This is a genomic window from Bacteroides sp. HF-162 (assembly GCF_015679285.1).
GTDB classification, from domain to species: Bacteria; Bacteroidota; Bacteroidia; order Bacteroidales; family Bacteroidaceae; genus Bacteroides; species Bacteroides uniformis.
The window spans coordinates 2,403,390-2,420,107 of sequence record NZ_CP064937.1 but is presented as its reverse complement, the minus strand read 5'-3'; the positions used below and the strand labels follow the sequence as shown (position 1 = coordinate 2,420,107).

Genomic DNA, 16,718 nt, shown 5'->3' with positions numbered 1-16,718 from the left:
AAAGCCGTTGTATAGCGAAACGACGCTCCAGAAAGCATCGGAACAACCAATATATAACCTAAACAACTTGATTATGGAATGGATTTTCAACCAGCTCAGGGAACGCCCCGAACTTGCCATTTTCCTCACTATATTCCTGGGATTCTGGCTGGGGAAACTGCGTATCGGTAAGTTTACGCTGGGCACAGTGACCAGTGTACTGCTTGTAGGCGTACTGGTAGGGCAACTGAATATAGCCGTACCGGGTCCGATAAAGTCGGTATTTTTTCTGCTTTTCCTTTTTGCCGTGGGCTATAAAGTGGGTCCCCAGTTCTTCCGCGGACTGAAAAAGGACGGATTGCCCCAAGTGGGCTTTGCCGTACTGATGTGTATATCCGTACTGTTAGTGACCTGGCTGCTGGCCCTGATGATGGGCTACAATGCCGGTGAAGCTGCCGGACTGCTGGCCGGTTCGCAAACCATCTCCGCCGTCATCGGAGTGGCAGAAGACACCATGGCCAATATGGGACTGGACGAGGCCCAACGACAAAGTTACGTCAACATCATTCCCGTATCCTACGCCGTCACCTACATTTTCGGTACTGCAGGCTCGGCATGGGTCCTATCATCCATCGGTCCCAAGATGCTGGGCGGGCTGGAAAAGGTGAAAGCCGCCTGCAAGGAACTGGAGGCGAAGATGGGCAGCTCTCTGGCTGACGAACCGGGATTCATGCCGGCGGCACGCCCCGTCACTTTCCGTGCCTACCGGGTCGAAAACGAATGGTTCAAGAATGGAAAGCGGGTGATTGACCTGGAAGTCTACTTCCGGCAGCACGACAAACGTCTATTTGTGGAACGCCTCCGCAAATCCGGAATTGTGGTGGAAGTCAGCATGAACCTACGGATAGAGCCGGGAGACGAAGTAGTGCTAAGCGGACGCCGTGAATATATCATAGGCGAAGAAAGCTGGATAGGGCCGGAAGTACAAGATGCCCAGCTCCTGGATTTTCCTGCGGAAAAGTTACCGGTTACAATCACACGCAAGACGGTTGCCGGCAAGACGGTTGCAGCTATCCGAAGGGAAAAGTTCATGCACGGTGTCAGTATCCGGAGCATCAAGCGCGCCGGAATATCCATTCCCGTGCTGGCACAAACGGTAGTAGATGCCGGCGACGTCATCGAAGTGGTAGGTACCAGGCAGGAAGTGGAAGCAGCAGCCAAACGTCTAGGGTATATAGACCGTCCTACCAACCAGACGGATATGATATTCGTAGGCCTGGGTATCCTTGTCGGAGGTTTGTTCGGAGCACTTTCCGTCCATATCGGCGGCATCCCCATCAGCTTGAGCACAAGCGGCGGCGCATTGATTGCGGGCTTGTTCTTCGGCTGGCTCCGCAGTAAGCACCCCACCTTCGGGCGCATTCCCGAACCTTCACAATGGGTGTTGAACAATGTCGGTCTGAACATGTTCATCGCGGTAGTGGGCATTTCGGCAGGTCCCAGTTTCGTGCAGGGCTTCCACGACGTAGGTATCAGCCTGTTTCTGGTGGGAGCAGCAGCCACCACCCTGCCGCTGATTATCGGCTTGCTGCTGGCAAGGTATGTTTTCAAGTTCCATCCGGCACTGGCTTTGGGCGTCTGCGCAGGGGCACGTACCACTACGGCCGCTTTAGGCGCGGTGCAGGATGCCGTTGAGAGCGAAACGCCTGCTCTGGGATACACCGTGACCTATGCCGTGGGCAATACCTTATTAATAATATGGGGTGTAGTCATCGTTTTGCTAATATAAGACGATTCTGTACCAATGCTTACTAATCCAGAGCATTCAAAGAATTATTGCCGGAAATGCAAGCGACTATATACCCATTCACTAATAGCTATTCATCCGACAGCTGTCGGACGATAATTCAACAGTTGTCGGACGATGATTCAACAACTGTCGGACGAAAAGGAAACATATATCGGACGATTAATTTCAAGCAAGGAAAGAAATAGTATGCCACATGAACAAAGATTATTCACCGAATGACTGAAAACAATAAATAACGAACCTAAACTTGAGCTTATGGATACAAAACTTTTAGAAAAGAAAATGGAATCTATCAGTCCTTTCGAACTGAAGAACCGCCTGATAGACATGGCAGACGAAAGTCTGAAGAAAACCGCCCGTACCATGCTGAACGCAGGGCGCGGCAACCCCAACTGGATTGCAACCGCTCCACGCGAGGCCTTTTTCCTATTGGGAAGCTTCGGCTTGGAAGAGTGCCGTCGCATCATGGATTTGCCCGAGGGCATTGCAGGCATCCCCGAAAAAAAAGGCATTGCCTCCCACTTCGAAGCCTTCCTGAAAAAGAACAATAACGTACCGGGCGCCAAATTGCTGGAACAAACCTACAACTACCTGCTGATGCAGCATGCCGCCGACCCCGACAGCCTTGTACACGAATGGGCCGAAAGCATTGTAGGCGATCAGTATCCCGTGCCCGACCGCATCCTTCATTTTACGGAAATCCTTGTGCAAGATTACCTTTCGCAAGAGATGTGCGACAACCGTCCTCCCCGGGGTGCCTATGACCTGTTTGCCACCGAAGGTGGAACAGCCGCCATGTGCTACATCTTCGACTCCCTGCAGGAAAACTTCCTGCTGAACAAAGGGGACGGCATCGTCCTCATGGTTCCTGCCTTTACCCCCTATATTGAAATCCCACAACTCAGCCGCTACCAGTTTCGAGTGACCAAAATACATGCCAACCGCATGAATAGCGAAGGGATGCACCTCTGGCAGTACAGCGACGAAGACATAGACCGCTTGAAAAGCCCTAAAATCAAGGCCCTCTTTGTCACCAATCCCAGTAATCCGCCCAGCTACACACTCAGTCCGGATACAATGGCGCGCATCGTGAGCATCGTCAGAAATGACAACCCTAATCTGATGATTATTACAGACGACGTATACGGTACATTCAGTCCGCACTTCCGTTCGTTCATGGCAGAAATTCCCTACAATACGCTTTGCGTCTATTCATTCTCCAAATACTTCGGTGCCACCGGATGGCGCAATGCGGTCATTGCCCTGCACGAATTCAACCTGTTCGACAAGCTGATAGCCAAACTGCCGAAAGAGAAACGGGAGATTCTGCACCACCGCTACTCCACCCTCACTCTGGAACCTGAAAGACTGAAGTTTATCGACCGTATGGTTGCCGACAGCCGTCAGGTGGCACTGAACCATACCGCCGGACTGTCATTGCCACAACAGATGCAGATGGGCCTTTTCGCCGCCTTTGCCCTGCTGGACAAGGAAAACAAATACAAGCAAAAGATGCAGGAGATTATCCACCGCCGATTGCATGCCCTTTGGGAGAATACCGGTTTCACGCTGACGGAAGACCCGTTGCGCGTAGGTTATTATACAGAAATCGACATGCTGGTTTGGGCAAAGAAGTTCTATGGGGACGACTTTGTAGAATATCTGAAACGCACCTACAGCCCGCTGAACGTAGTCTTCCGCCTTGCCAAAGAAACCTCTCTGGTGCTGCTGAACGGCGGTGGTTTTGACGGCCCCGAATGGAGCGTGCGCGCCTCACTCGCCAATCTGGACGAGAAAGACTATGCAACCATCGGCCAAGGCATCAAAAAGATACTGGAGGAGTATGCAAAAGAATTCTTTAAAAATGGAAAGGCGAAAGGTAAAAATTGAAAATTGAAAGGTGAAAGGTAAAACTTTCAAATTTCAATTAAATAGTATACGGAAGCGGGTCAATCCATCGTTGTAGGTACGTAGGGAGAACGTGCAACCATGACGGCTCAAAACTTCCCGGATAAACACCAGGCCAATTCCCTGCCCGTTCGGCTTGGTGGAAAAGAAGGGACTGAAGAGTTTAGCTTCGGTCTCTTTACTTATCCCCGGACCATTGTCAACGACTTCGACAGAAGCGGGGGCAGTGGTCCTTACTATTATCTCACCTTGCTGTCCGTTTTCTCCGGCGTCCCCCTCTATACTTTCGGCGGCATTCTTGATGATATTCACAAGCACCTGCTCAAAAAGAGAAGCATCCATACGCACCATTCCCACCTCCGGGTCGCATTCCAGACGTAGCTCTATATTGCGGTCATTGCACATTCCTTCCATGAAACGCTTGCACATGGACACCAACTCATTCAGCTGGACGGGTGCCAGGGTAGGTTCGGGTATCTTTACCACATCTGCAAAACGGGTAATGAAACGGCTCATCGAGAAACAACGCTCCGTACAGACGCGCATCACGTCGCAGATGTCCTCCATATCATCTTCTGTAGAAAGTGCCTGCTCCACTGTATCGAGTGTGGAAGTGATGCCCGCAGTGGTATTGTTCACTTCATGAGCTATCATGCGGATTACCTTTTCATAGGCACGCTTCTCGGCACGCATCACTTCTTCTGTCATACGCTCTATCAAGAAAAAAGGATGTTTGAACCCTCTGTCAATAAAAGAAGAATGGGTGCATTTATAAATATTCGCGTCATTGAGACGGACCACTGCCGTCTCGTCTTTGGGAATGGACGAAAGTTCGGCAGCCAACGGGGAGTCCATCTGGTCCAGCCGCTTTGCCATCGCCTCCTCCATACGGACACCGAGCATCTTTACCGCCATCGGATTCAGTTGCGACACTTCATCGTCCATTGTCAGGATAACAACCCCCATTGGAGATGCCTGAATCAACAAATCCAAGAAGTGATTCTGCTCGCGCATGCGCAACCGTTCATTCTTGAGCTGCTCCATCATTCGGTTAAAGATATTCACAATGCGGTCTGCTTCGTACTGCCCTACCCGGCTGAGACGACTACTGAAATCCTGCTCGCGCAGCAACTCCATACCGCTGCCTATGGTGTTCATCGGCTTCACTATCTTATTATAGAATACTATCAGATAGATAAGGATAAACCCGATGATCCCCTCCAATACATACAGATACAAAAGCGGCTTCCCACTCAGCAAATATACCAGCATTCCACCCAGACCGAGCAGAAAAAGGACAAGTATGAAGAAAAAGAATTTTATGCGCACGGGACTTGAATATTATATTTTTCTAAACGTCTGTAAAGCGCAGCGCGGCTGATGCCTAATGACACTGCCACTTGACTGAGATTCCCTTTATGCTGTTCCAACGCCTGCAAGATAGTCTGCCGCTCTATTTCATCCAAGGTCATACCTGCAAAAGAACTACCTTCGGCAGCTTTGGCCGGTTCGTCGTGACGCAGATATTGGGCATCGAAATCCGCGGCATCCAGCACCGGCTTGCCGCTGACCAGAATGGTACGCTCCACCAGATTCTTCAACTCACGAATGTTGCCCGGATAAGGCAGGCGGGAAAGGAAATTCAGAGCGTCGGCCGAGAAATCCGTACGCGGCAAGCCGTTCACCTCTGCCTGACGGTCGGCAAAGTGACGTGCCAGCAAAGGAATATCTTCACGGCGCTCCCGCAAGGAGGGCAGTTTTACGGTAATCAGGTTGATACGGTAAAAAAGGTCTTCACGGAAAGTACGTTCGGACACCATCTTGCGGAGGTCTGCATTAGTGGCGGACACAACGCGCACATCGACTTTGCGGGGACGGCTATCGCCCAGCACTTCGAATGTCTGGTCTTGAAGCACGCGCAGCAGTTTCACCTGGCAGGAAGGGTCGAGGTCACCAATCTCGTCGAGGAAGATAGTACCTTTATTTGCCATTTCAAAACGCCCTATACGGTCGGCGCTGGCATCGGTAAACGCCCCTTTCTTATGGCCGAACATCTCGCTCTCGAACAAGCTCTGCGAGATACCGCCGAGGTTCACCTTGACAAAGGGCTGCTTCACGCGTTGGCTGTTGATATGGATGGCTTCGGCAATCAGCTCCTTGCCCGTTCCGCTTTCGCCCGTAATCAGCACCGAAGCATTGGTACGGGCTATGCGAGCCACTGTGTTCAGCACTTCCATCAGCCCTTTGGACTTACCTATAATATGGCTGCGATTCAATGCGGTAGTCTGCTCTTCCGGCACCTCTTTCGGGGCGGCCGTAAGCTCAAGGGCCGTCTCGATGCGCTGCAAAAGAGCAGCATTGTTCCAAGGCTTAGTTATGAAATCGAATGCGCCGGCCTGCATACCCTGCACGGCAAGCTGGATACTTCCCCATGCCGTCATCAAAATAACGGGCACATCGGGACGGAACACCTTTACCTGCTTCAATAAGGTAAGTCCCTCTTCTCCGGTAGTGGAAAGAGTGAAGTTCATATCCATCAAAATCAAAGCGGGAGCTTCGGCCCTAACTATATCCATAGCTTCGCGAGGACCCGGAGCCGTTTTCACCTCATATCCGGCACGCTTCAGCATAAAGCTGAGGGAAGAGCGCACAGCACTATCGTCGTCTATTATCAGTATCATAAAAATTGTAGTTTGTTTCCCGCAAAAATAAGTAAAAAAGCAGAGTTATGAATGATAAGTTATAAGTTATTTACCTATAATATCGCATATACGGTACTTTTACCGGCAAATAATTCATAACTTATCACTTGCAACCCGTCGACTTATCCTCTTACCACCTCTTCAAAATCAGCTTCCAATTCCGTATCGCGTTCAAAATCCCAAAGGGTCAAGCTGCGGAGCTGATAGAAGTAATACCAATAGTAGTACAGCTCTGAAATATGCTTTTGACGGGCTTCGTCTTTAGAGTTCTGTGCATCGTTCAGGTCCAGGGTGCTGATTTTACCTATCATAAAGGTCTCTACACTAGTCTTGTAACGCTTCTCAGCAATGACATCCGCCTCTTCGGCTATGTCCAGCTGTTGCGCCTGGTTGTTGAAGTTAGCCACCAGCAAAAAGATGTCCTGGTTAAAGTCCATCTGTTCCTGACGGATTCTGGACAAGACCACTTCACGGTTGCTCTTTGCCACCCTTACCTTGCCGCGGCGCTTGCCCCAGTCAAGGATAGGAATCTTGACGCCTACCTGCACAATCTGATTGTCAAGCAAGTCCCGGTAGGCTGAAGAGAATTCATGGTTCTGCCCCGTATAGCCCACACTGGCAAAGAGGTCGATGCTGCGCAAGTTTCCGCGTGCCGTTGCCACTTCATAATCAGCTTCGAGCTGGCGGCGGCGAATGTTCTGTGCAAAGGAGTTGCGTTCCAGTGCCTTGTTCAGCACGCGGTCATAGTCCATCTTTATATCAGGAACAGTGGCGGGCAACACCGGGTTCAAGCTTTCCTGCTCGGACACCCCGAGGAAAGAACGGAGCTGGAACATTTTTGCATTCAGGTTGCTCTCTGCCTCAGTCACGTCCGCCTTGCCCTGCAATGAATTCAGTTTAAGCTGCAGCAAATCATTCTCGGATATCTGTCCCATCTTACGTTTGGCTATGGCCACTTCATAAAGGCGGTCGGCATTCGTCTTGTTCTGCATGGCGGTAGCGAGCGATTCTTTGGCCAGCAGCAACTCAAAGAAATAAGTGATGGTTTTCATCGTCACCTCTTCCGTAGCTGAAATGAACTCGGCCTTTGCCTCGGCATAGCGTACGGGCTCTATACGGCGGTTCCACTTCAAGGTATTCACTCCGAAGACCGGTTGCGTCAACTCCAGACTCACGGGGACTGACATGAACTGCTTCGCTCCTCCGGAACCCAGTTGTTTGAGATAATCCAGCGAAGAAGTCAGTGACAGCTTACCCCCCGTAAACCAAATGTTCTGGTCTACCGAAAGCTGGCCGGACAGCCCCAGTGTATTGTTGCGGACAAAGCTATAGGAGCCGTCGGAATTCTGGTAGGTACTGTAGGACTTGTTATAGTTGGGTAGTGTACCGGTGAAATTCACTTCCGGCAACAAGTCCGCACGGAATGTACGGTATTCCCAATACGCGGTTTTCAATTCATTCAATGCCACAGCAGCATCCACAGACTGCGTACGGGCCAGTACAATGGCCTCCGACAGCGTAATATTGCGTTCATGTCCCAAAGTATCATTCTGCGCCATGGTTGCCAACGGCATCAAAAAACAAACTGCAAGTAAAATATTCTTTTTCATGTTCAATCTTTAAAATTGTCGCAAACAGAAAAGCAAAGAGTGTGCCAAGTGGCCGGGAAGGTTTCATAGAGGGGTAAGTGTTCATTTTCGGACAGTGGGGATGTCCGTTAGCGGACGATATTAGGAAAACAACCGGTCTCTATCTAAAGTCTGAAAAAATCCTTCTAAAGTTCAATTATCCATGAATTAATTGATGAAAAATTTCTTTATTAAGGAAGAATTCTCTTTCTTTGTGCTGCTTTATACCTTTATTAAAAAGGATACAATACTAACATTAATTTATATAGTTATGAAGATTTCACACATTGAGCATCTGGGCATTGCCGTTAAGAGCATTGAAGAAGCCCTTCCGTACTACGAAAACGTTTTAGGTTTGAAATGCTACAACATCGAAACCGTGGAAGATCAGAAAGTTAGAACCGCTTTCCTGAAAGTGGGCGATGTAAAGATCGAATTGTTGGAACCTACTTCTCCCGAAAGCACAATTGCCAAGTTCATCGAAAAGAACAACGGTAACGGTGGCATGCATCATCTGGCATTTGCCGTTGAAGACGGAGTGGCCGGTGCGCTTGCAGAAGTCGAAGAAAAAGGTATCCGCCTTATAGACAAAGCTCCCCGCAAAGGTGCAGAAGGTCTGAACATTGCATTCCTGCATCCGAAGTCAACTCTCGGTGTCCTGACCGAGCTTTGCGAGAAACCGGAATAAGCAAGACTGTAAAATCATCAAATCATAAATTGTATAAACACTTAAAGAATATAAATTCATGAGTAATCAACTTGAAAAGATTAAAGAGCTTATAGACCGCCGCGCTGCAGCACGTCTCGGTGGTGGTGAAAAAGCGATTGCAAAGCAACACGAGAAGGGTAAATATACAGCTCGTGAGCGTATAGCCATGCTTCTTGACGAAGGCAGTTTCGAAGAAATGGACATGTTCGTAGAACATAGATGCACGAACTTCGGCATGGAAAAGAAACACTACCCCGGTGACGGTGTGGTAACCGGTTGCGGTACAATCGAGGGCCGTCTGGTTTATGTCTTCGCACAGGACTTCACAGTTTCTGCCGGTTCACTGTCCGAAACCATGTCTCTGAAAATCTGTAAGATTATGGACCAAGCCATGAAAATGGGTGCTCCGTGTATCGGTATCAACGACTCGGGCGGTGCACGTATTCAGGAAGGTATTAATGCCTTGGCTGGCTACGCTGAAATCTTCCAACGTAACATACTTGCTTCGGGTGTCATTCCGCAGATTTCCGGTATTTTCGGTCCTTGTGCCGGTGGTGCCGTTTACTCTCCTGCATTGACTGACTTTACGCTGATGATGGAAGGTACATCCTACATGTTCCTTACCGGTCCGAAGGTAGTAAAGACTGTAACCGGAGAAGACGTAAGCCAGGAAAACCTGGGTGGCGCGAGCGTTCACTCCACCAAATCTGGTGTTACTCATTTTACTGCACAGACAGAAGAAGAAGGTTTGGCTCTTATCCGCAAACTGTTGAGCTACATTCCCCAGAACAACCTGGAAGAAGCTCCCTATGTAGACTGTACAGACCCTATCGACCGTCTGGAAGATTCCCTGAACGACATCATTCCTGATAACCCGAACAAGCCGTACGATATGTACGAGGTAATTGGCGCTATCATAGATAATGGTGAGTTCCTCGAAATCCAAAAAGATTATTCAAAGAATATCATTATCGGTTTCGCACGTTTCAACGGACAGTCCGTAGGTATCGTTGCCAACCAGCCGAAGTATCTGGCAGGTGTGCTCGACAGCAACGCATCCCGCAAGGGCGCACGCTTCGTCCGTTTCTGCGACGCCTTCAATATTCCTATCGTATCATTGGTAGACGTACCGGGATTCCTTCCGGGAACCGGCCAGGAGTACAACGGCGTCATCCTGCACGGTGCCAAACTGCTGTATGCATACGGTGAAGCTACTGTACCCAAGGTTACCATCACACTGCGTAAATCCTACGGTGGTTCGCACATCGTGATGAGCTGTAAGCAGCTGCGTGGCGACATGAATTATGCTTGGCCTACTGCTGAAATCGCTGTAATGGGTGGTGCAGGTGCCGTAGAAGTATTATATGCCCGCGAAGCCAAAGAGCAGGAAAATCCGGCTCAATTCCTGGCTGAAAAAGAGGCTGAATACACCAAGTTGTTTGCCAATCCTTATAATGCAGCTAAATATGGCTACATTGATGATGTTATCGAACCGCGTAACACACGTTTCCGCATCATCCGTGCCCTGCAACAGTTGCAAACCAAAAAATTGACTAACCCGGCTAAGAAGCATGGTAATATTCCCTTGTAATCAAGCTTTTCACACTAAAACAAGAACGATTATGAATAAAACAAAAATCGGAATATTCCTTTCATTGATGCTGGTGTTGGGCTTTTGCTCTTCTTGCAAAGAACAGAAATCGAACAACAAACTGCTGCTGAATGAAGTGCTGGTCAACAACGAGAGCAACTATCAGGATGACTACGGTGTGCACAGCGCATGGATTGAAATATTCAACAGATCATACGGCAGCGCCGACCTTGCAGGTTGCTATCTGAAATTCAGCAGCCAGCCGGGTGATACTGCCAGTTATTTCATTCCCAAAGGTGACGTTCTGACACTCATAAAACCACGTCAGCATGCACTTTTCTGGGCTGATGGAGAACCAAGACGCGGTACATTTCATACGAACTTCAAACTGGATGCCACAAATGCCAACTGGATTGGGTTGTATGATTCCGGCAAGAAATTGCTTGATCAAGTCATAGTGCCTGCCGGTACTTTAAAAGCCAACCAATCCTATGCCCGTGTCAGTGATGCAGCCGACCAATGGGAAGTAAAGGGTGGAAGCGAAGATAAATATGTCACTCCGAGTACCAACAACAAGACTATCGACAGCAATGCCAAAATGGAAAAATTCGAAGAGCATGACAGCGTAGGTATCGGTATGGCTATTTCTGCCATGAGCGTTGTATTCTGCGGGCTGATATTACTCTATATCTCCTTCAAGATTATAGGTAAAATATCAGTTAACCTCAGCAAACGCAATGCCATGAAAGCTAAAGGTATTACTGATAAACAAGAAGCAAAAGAGAAACAACTGGGGCAGGCTCCGGGAGAAGTTTTTGCTGCCATTTCAATGGCCATGCACGAATTCCAAAGCGATGTACACGATGTGGAAGACACGATACTTACCATTACCCGTGTAAAACGCAGTTACTCACCGTGGAGTTCAAAGATTTATACGTTGCGTGAGACTCCTCACAAAAAGTAAGTCACCCATAATAAAATAAAACGATGAAAGAATATAAATATAAAATTAACGGTAACATATATAAAGTTGCCATTGGAGATATTGAAGACAACATCGCTCACGTAGAAGTGAACGGTACTCCCTACAAAGTTGAAATGGAAAAAGCACCGAAGGTAGTCGTTAAACCGGTAGCACGTCCGGCAGCCACATCCGCTCCTGCTGCTCCTGCTACTCCGGTAGTAAAACCGGCCGCTGCTTCTACCGGCAAGTCAGGTGTAAAATCTCCGCTTCCCGGTGTAATCCTCGATATCAAAGTAAATGTCGGCGATACAGTAAAGAAGGGACAAGTTATCATCATTCTGGAAGCCATGAAGATGGAAAACAATATCAATGCTGATAAAGACGGTAAGATTACAGCCATCAATGTAAACAAAGGGGACTCTGTTCTCGAAGGTACTGACCTCGTAATTATTGAATAATATGGGAGAATTTATCACATTTTTAGGAAACAACCTTGCCGACTTCTGGACTTATACCGGTTTTGCCAATGCAACGGTAGGACATGTGGTAATGCTTCTGGTAGGTTTGTTTTTCATATACTTGGCTGTAGCCAAGGAATTTGAGCCGATGCTATTAATTCCTATCGGTTTCGGTATGCTGATTGGTAATATACCTTTCAATATGGAGGCTGGATTGAAAGTCGGTATCTATGAAGAAGGTTCCGTACTTAATATTCTGTACCAGGGAGTAACCTCCGGTTGGTACCCGCCACTCATATTCCTGGGGATCGGTGCCATGACGGATTTCTCCGCTTTGATATCGAACCCCAAATTAATGTTGGTTGGTGCAGCAGCCCAATTCGGTATATTCGGTGCTTATATGATTGCCCTTGCCATAGGATTTGACCCGATGCAGGCTGGTGCAATCGGTATCATTGGTGGTGCCGATGGTCCGACTGCCATCTTCCTCTCTTCCAAACTGGCTCCTAACTTAATGGGTGCCATTGCGGTATCAGCCTATTCATATATGGCATTAGTACCGGTGATACAGCCGCCTATTATGCGTTGGCTGACCAGTAAAAATGAACGTCTTATCCGTATGAAACCTCCCCGTGTGGTTTCACATACGGAAAAAGTAATGTTCCCGATTATCGGTTTGTTACTAACCACATTCCTTGTACCATCCGGTCTGCCTTTGCTGGGTATGCTGTTCTTCGGTAATTTACTGAAAGAAAGTGGAGTTACACGTCGTCTGGCAAACACAGCCAGTGGTCCGCTGATTGATACCATTACTATTCTGCTTGGTTTGACAGTAGGTGCTTCTACGCAAGCATCCGAGTTCTTAACCCTTGATTCAATCAAGATATTCGGTCTGGGCGCCTTATCATTTGTCATTGCCACAGCATCCGGTGTCATCTTCGTGAAGATTTTCAACCTCTTCCTGAAGAAAGGCAACAAGATTAATCCGTTGATCGGTAATGCCGGTGTATCTGCCGTACCCGACTCTGCACGTATCTCCCAAGTAGTAGGTCTGGAATACGATCCTACCAACTATCTGCTGATGCATGCCATGGGCCCGAACGTTGCCGGTGTAATCGGTTCCGCTGTAGCAGCAGGTATCCTGCTGGGATTCTTAATGTAATACATTTATTCATTCCGTTATCCGGCTTGAATTCTGAACTATTTTAGAGCCCCTTCATTTTTGGAGGGGCTTTTTCGTTAATCTATCTAAAACAGATTACGATTATTTCGTAAATACATTCTTTTTAGTAACTTGCAGTCAGTTTAACCTCATATAAATGATATACTGTATGCGAAAGCTTTTTATCTCCTTATGTTTCAGTGCATGCTGTTCGCTTCTGGCGGCACAGACCACAAATCCCATTCAAGAGGCGATGGCCAACTACGATTATGAAACAGCCTTGATGCTGATCGATCAAGAAACCCCGACCGTCCCCCTACTCTACCAAAAAGGGAAAGCGCTGAAAGGGCTGGGCAATAACCTTGAAGCTCTGAGCGTATTTCAGGAAGTCGTAGCTCAGGATTCTCTCAATCCCCGGGCATACATTGAAGCTGCCGAATGCTGTAAATCACTTGCCAAATATAGCGAGGCGCTGGATTACTACCAGAATGCGCTCCACATAAACCCGGACAATAAATACGCACGCATCCAGTATATCAGTCTGCTGATGAACATGAAGAGATACCGTGAGTCTCTAAAGGAAAGCAACCTGCTGGCAGAAAGGGACAGTTCCACCTATGTACTACACCTTAGAGCCGAAAGTATGGGGCAAGTCTATGACAACACAGAAATCATGCATGTGATAGATGCCTACCTGGACATACAGAAAAGGTATCCCAATGATTACCTGTCTGCTGCCAAACTCGGCAACATCTATGTAGCAGGCCATCAGTATGAAGACGCCATAAACATAACGGAGAAATACCGTTCCATAGACTCCACCAACGTCCTTGTGAACCGCATCAATGCCCAAGCCTATTGCCTGAACAAAGATTACCCCAAAGCAATAGAGAGATATGAACAACTGTTGCAGGAAAAGGACAGCTCCTTCCAAACCTGCTTCTACGCCGGAATCAGCTACTATGCCCTCGAAGACTTCTACCCTGCACACGACCTGCTGGAAAGAGCTCTCAAAGATGACAATACCAACATCAACGTTCTCTATTATCTGGGACGCGCCTGCTCCAAGACATCATGGAAAGAGGATGGAGTGACTTATCTGGAAACTGCCGTAAGCCTCGCCATGCCCAGCGACAGTGTCATGTCCCGCCTATATGTGGGGCTTGCGGACTGCTACAAGATGGCATTTCAATACACCGACCAGGCAAATACCCTTCTGACGCAATACGAAAAATACGACCGGCAGAAACACAAACTGCTCTACGACGCAGCCTTTATCTATTATTACTATCTGAAAGATGCGTCCAAAGCAGAGAGATACCTAACGGCCTACCTGAAAACCCGTCCGAAAAACAGCAAGGACAAAGTGCAGGAAGTAGATGCGGACGGAGTTCCCATCATCGGAGAAGACAACCGATACAATGCCGCCGAAAACTGGCTGAAGGACATCAGAGAAAAGCGCAAGAAAGAGGACTTCTTCAAGGGAAAGGTCGATACCGCCAGCGTAACCCCCATCAAATAGCCCCAATGAAAACGTTTGCATAATATAATAAGGTACAGTAACGGAGAAAGATTAACTTTCTCCGTTATTTGTTTTAAATTAGCGCAAAAATTAACCGTAAAGTTACTATCATGAAAAAAGTATTCTTAATCTTGGGAACACTCTTACTCTCCCTCAGTACGTATGCAGCTATGAATGTGAACAAAATCGACCCTCCGTTTTGGTACACCGGCATGCAGAACCCGGAACTCCAGTTGATGGTCTATGGCGAAGGCATCGGCAACGCAGCAGTATCCGTCAATTATCCCGGCGTCTCATTGAGCAGCACCGTCAAGCTGGAAAGCAACAACTACCTCCTGGTCTATCTGAAACTGGACAAGGATGTAAAACCCGGCAAATTCAACCTCACCTTCACTGAAGGAAAAAAGAAACTCGTAAAGGAATATGAACTGAAGGCACGCAACAAGAAAGGTTGCGAACATAAAGGTTTCGACGCCTCCGACGCACTGTACCTGCTGATGCCCGACCGTTTTGCCAACGGGAACCCGGACAATGACCAGATTGCAGGCATGGCCGAATACAAGGTAGACCGTAACGATCCCAACGCCCGCCACGGCGGTGACCTTGCCGGTATTGAACAGCACCTCGACTACTTCTCCGACCTCGGCGTCACAGCTCTCTGGTTTACTCCGGTACTGGAAAACAACATGACCGGCGGTTCCTATCACGGCTATGCCACCACAGACTACTACAAGGTAGACCCGCGCTTCGGTACCAACGAAGAATACAAGCAACTGATTGAAAAAGCCCATGCACGCGACATCAAAATCGTAATGGACATGATTTTCAACCACTGCGGTGTAGAGCATGTATGGATTAAGGACATGCCCTCCAAAGACTGGTTCAACAACCCCGACCACGAAAACAACTTCGTGCAGACTTCCTTCAAACTGACCCCGCACGTAGACCCTTATACTTCCCAGTACGATGCCGACCAGATGAACGACGGCTGGTTCGTACCTTCCATGCCCGACCTCAACCAGAAGAACCCTCACGTTTACCGCTACCTGGTACAGAACAGTTTCTGGTGGATTGAATTCGCCAACATCGACGGCATCCGCATGGACACTTACCCGTATGCCGACTATGATGCCATGAGCAACTGGATGAAAGAGCTCAACGAAGAATATCCCAACTACAACACCGTGGGCGAGACCTGGGTTACCGAACCCGCCTACACCGCCTGGTGGCAGAAGGATTCCAAGCTATCAGCCCCCAAGAACAGTAACCTCAAGACCGTTATGGACTTCAGCTTCTTTGACAAGATAAACACCGCCAAGAATGAACAGACCGAAACTTGGTTCAAGGGACTGGACCGCATATACAATAACTTCGTATACGACTTCCTCTACCCCAACCCCGCTTCCGTACTGGCATTCATCGAAAACCACGACACCGACCGCTTCCTGGGCGAAGGCAACAACCTTCCGATGCTGAAGCAAGCCTCTACCCTGCTGCTTACCACCCGCCGCATTCCGCAACTCTACTACGGAACGGAAATCATGATGAATGGCGTGAAGAGCAAGAGCGACGGCTATGTCCGCAAAGACTTCCCCGGCGGATGGACCGGTGACGCAACAAACGCACTGACCCCAGCCGGACGTACCAAGATACAGAACGAGTGTTACGACTTCTACAAGACCCTCCTGAACTGGCGCAAAGGAAACGATGTGATTGCCAAAGGCAGCATGGTGCAGTTCATGGTACAGAATGGTGTTTATGCCTACGCACGCCAGTACGAAGGCAAGACGATATTCGTGATGCTGAACGGTACAGATGCAGAGACCACCGTTCCTTTGAAATTCTACAAGGAAATCCTGAAAAACAGCAAGCAGGGAAAAGATATTCTTAGCGGCAAGGCCATCACCTTCGGTGAAGAGCTGAAGATGGGCCCCAGAGAATCATTAGTGATAGAATTATAACGCGTACTCCACACAGAGAGCTCATTCTTGCAAATCTCCCTTGCAGATAGCTGGCAGACACTTCTCCTGCCAGCCATCTGCAAGGGATTTTTAGTATGGAATAGGTGTCACGGGGATATGCTTTTCACCGGTCTCAAATATAGCTAATCTGTTAGTTCATAACGGTGAACACCTTGTTCCAGTATAGAGAAACAAAGTGTTCGGATATGTAGAAACAAAGTGTTCTTACGTATTGGAACGAAGTGTTTTTGCATATTGGAACAAAGTGTTCTCTTTATTGAAACAAACTGTTCAGTTAAGGGAAACAGACTGTTTTGTTAAAGG

12 protein-coding genes are annotated in these 16,718 nt (G+C 48.3%); 9 read left to right on the top strand and 3 right to left on the bottom strand.

The window, feature by feature from the left end; genetic code table 11:
• The first annotated feature begins 73 nt into the window (after positions 1 to 73).
• A complete protein-coding gene (gene aspT, locus ITJ87_RS09765) occupies positions 74 to 1,768 on the top strand; it encodes an aspartate-alanine antiporter (protein ID WP_117965495.1) in 1,695 nt (564 codons plus the stop codon).
• Between the two features lie 276 nt (positions 1,769 to 2,044).
• On the top strand, positions 2,045 to 3,679 hold the full coding sequence (aspD, locus tag ITJ87_RS09760; protein ID WP_117965497.1) for an aspartate 4-decarboxylase: 1,635 nt from the start codon (positions 2,045 to 2,047) through the stop codon (positions 3,677 to 3,679).
• 33 nt (positions 3,680 to 3,712) lie between these two features.
• Here aspD and ITJ87_RS09755 read toward each other — a convergent pair whose 3' ends face one another.
• From ITJ87_RS09755 to ITJ87_RS09745, 3 genes are all read right to left on the bottom strand, one after another.
• A complete protein-coding gene (locus ITJ87_RS09755) occupies positions 3,713 to 5,026 on the bottom strand; it encodes a PAS domain-containing sensor histidine kinase (RefSeq protein WP_057088064.1) in 1,314 nt (437 codons plus the stop codon).
• Positions 5,017 to 6,378, bottom strand: a complete 1,362-nt coding sequence (locus ITJ87_RS09750; protein ID WP_057088062.1) for a sigma-54 dependent transcriptional regulator — start codon at positions 6,376 to 6,378, stop codon at positions 5,017 to 5,019. The genes ITJ87_RS09755 and ITJ87_RS09750 overlap by 10 nt, the downstream gene beginning before the upstream one ends.
• A 143-nt stretch (positions 6,379 to 6,521) precedes the next feature.
• Positions 6,522 to 8,009 (bottom strand): TolC family protein, encoded by a 1,488-nt coding sequence (locus ITJ87_RS09745; RefSeq protein WP_117965499.1) that lies wholly within the window; start codon positions 8,007 to 8,009, stop codon positions 6,522 to 6,524.
• 289 nt (positions 8,010 to 8,298) lie between these two features.
• On the opposite strand from ITJ87_RS09745, the gene mce reads away from it, so the two are divergent.
• The 7 genes from mce to ITJ87_RS09710 all read left to right on the top strand — a co-directional run bounded on the left by mce (position 8,299) and on the right by ITJ87_RS09710 (position 16,394).
• Positions 8,299 to 8,715 (top strand): methylmalonyl-CoA epimerase, encoded by a 417-nt coding sequence (gene mce, locus ITJ87_RS09740; RefSeq protein ID WP_009036790.1) that lies wholly within the window; start codon positions 8,299 to 8,301, stop codon positions 8,713 to 8,715.
• Positions 8,716 to 8,773: 58 nt separating this feature from the next.
• Positions 8,774 to 10,327 (top strand): acyl-CoA carboxylase subunit beta, encoded by a 1,554-nt coding sequence (locus ITJ87_RS09735; protein ID WP_117965501.1) that lies wholly within the window; start codon positions 8,774 to 8,776, stop codon positions 10,325 to 10,327.
• Between the two features lie 31 nt (positions 10,328 to 10,358).
• A complete protein-coding gene (locus tag ITJ87_RS09730; RefSeq protein WP_008663742.1) occupies positions 10,359 to 11,291 on the top strand; it encodes an OadG family transporter subunit in 933 nt (310 codons plus the stop codon).
• A 23-nt stretch (positions 11,292 to 11,314) separates the two neighbouring features.
• The gene (locus ITJ87_RS09725; RefSeq protein WP_117965503.1) at positions 11,315 to 11,749 is read left to right on the top strand and encodes a biotin/lipoyl-containing protein; all 435 of its coding nucleotides are present in this window, start codon (positions 11,315 to 11,317) and stop codon (positions 11,747 to 11,749) included.
• Between the two features lies 1 nt (position 11,750).
• The gene (locus ITJ87_RS09720) at positions 11,751 to 12,911 is read left to right on the top strand and encodes a sodium ion-translocating decarboxylase subunit beta (RefSeq protein WP_005826789.1); all 1,161 of its coding nucleotides are present in this window, start codon (positions 11,751 to 11,753) and stop codon (positions 12,909 to 12,911) included.
• A 169-nt stretch (positions 12,912 to 13,080) separates the two neighbouring features.
• Positions 13,081 to 14,433: a lipopolysaccharide assembly protein LapB gene (locus ITJ87_RS09715; protein WP_016273361.1), complete on the top strand. Its 1,353-nt coding sequence runs from the start codon at positions 13,081 to 13,083 to the stop codon at positions 14,431 to 14,433.
• Between the two features lie 110 nt (positions 14,434 to 14,543).
• Positions 14,544 to 16,394, top strand: coding sequence for a glycoside hydrolase family 13 protein (locus ITJ87_RS09710; protein WP_117965505.1), 1,851 nt, complete (start codon positions 14,544 to 14,546; stop codon positions 16,392 to 16,394).
• Positions 16,395 to 16,718: the final 324 nt, after the last annotated feature.

What these genes read in the sequence shown, in the direction of transcription:
- aspT (WP_117965495.1), top strand. Translation starts at nt 74, where the DNA reads ATGGAATGGATTTTCAACCAGCTCAGGGAACGCCCCGAACTTGCCATT.
- aspD (WP_117965497.1), top strand. Translation starts at nt 2,045, where the DNA reads ATGGATACAAAACTTTTAGAAAAGAAAATGGAATCTATCAGTCCTTTC.
- ITJ87_RS09750 (WP_057088062.1), bottom strand. Translation starts at nt 6,378, where the DNA reads ATGATACTGATAATAGACGACGATAGTGCTGTGCGCTCTTCCCTCAGC.
- ITJ87_RS09745 (WP_117965499.1), bottom strand. Translation starts at nt 8,009, where the DNA reads ATGAAAAAGAATATTTTACTTGCAGTTTGTTTTTTGATGCCGTTGGCA.
- mce (WP_009036790.1), top strand. Translation starts at nt 8,299, where the DNA reads ATGAAGATTTCACACATTGAGCATCTGGGCATTGCCGTTAAGAGCATT.
- ITJ87_RS09735 (WP_117965501.1), top strand. Translation starts at nt 8,774, where the DNA reads ATGAGTAATCAACTTGAAAAGATTAAAGAGCTTATAGACCGCCGCGCT.
- ITJ87_RS09730 (WP_008663742.1), top strand. Translation starts at nt 10,359, where the DNA reads ATGAATAAAACAAAAATCGGAATATTCCTTTCATTGATGCTGGTGTTG.
- ITJ87_RS09725 (WP_117965503.1), top strand. Translation starts at nt 11,315, where the DNA reads ATGAAAGAATATAAATATAAAATTAACGGTAACATATATAAAGTTGCC.
- ITJ87_RS09720 (WP_005826789.1), top strand. Translation starts at nt 11,751, where the DNA reads ATGGGAGAATTTATCACATTTTTAGGAAACAACCTTGCCGACTTCTGG.
- ITJ87_RS09715 (WP_016273361.1), top strand. Translation starts at nt 13,081, where the DNA reads ATGCGAAAGCTTTTTATCTCCTTATGTTTCAGTGCATGCTGTTCGCTT.
- ITJ87_RS09710 (WP_117965505.1), top strand. Translation starts at nt 14,544, where the DNA reads ATGAAAAAAGTATTCTTAATCTTGGGAACACTCTTACTCTCCCTCAGT.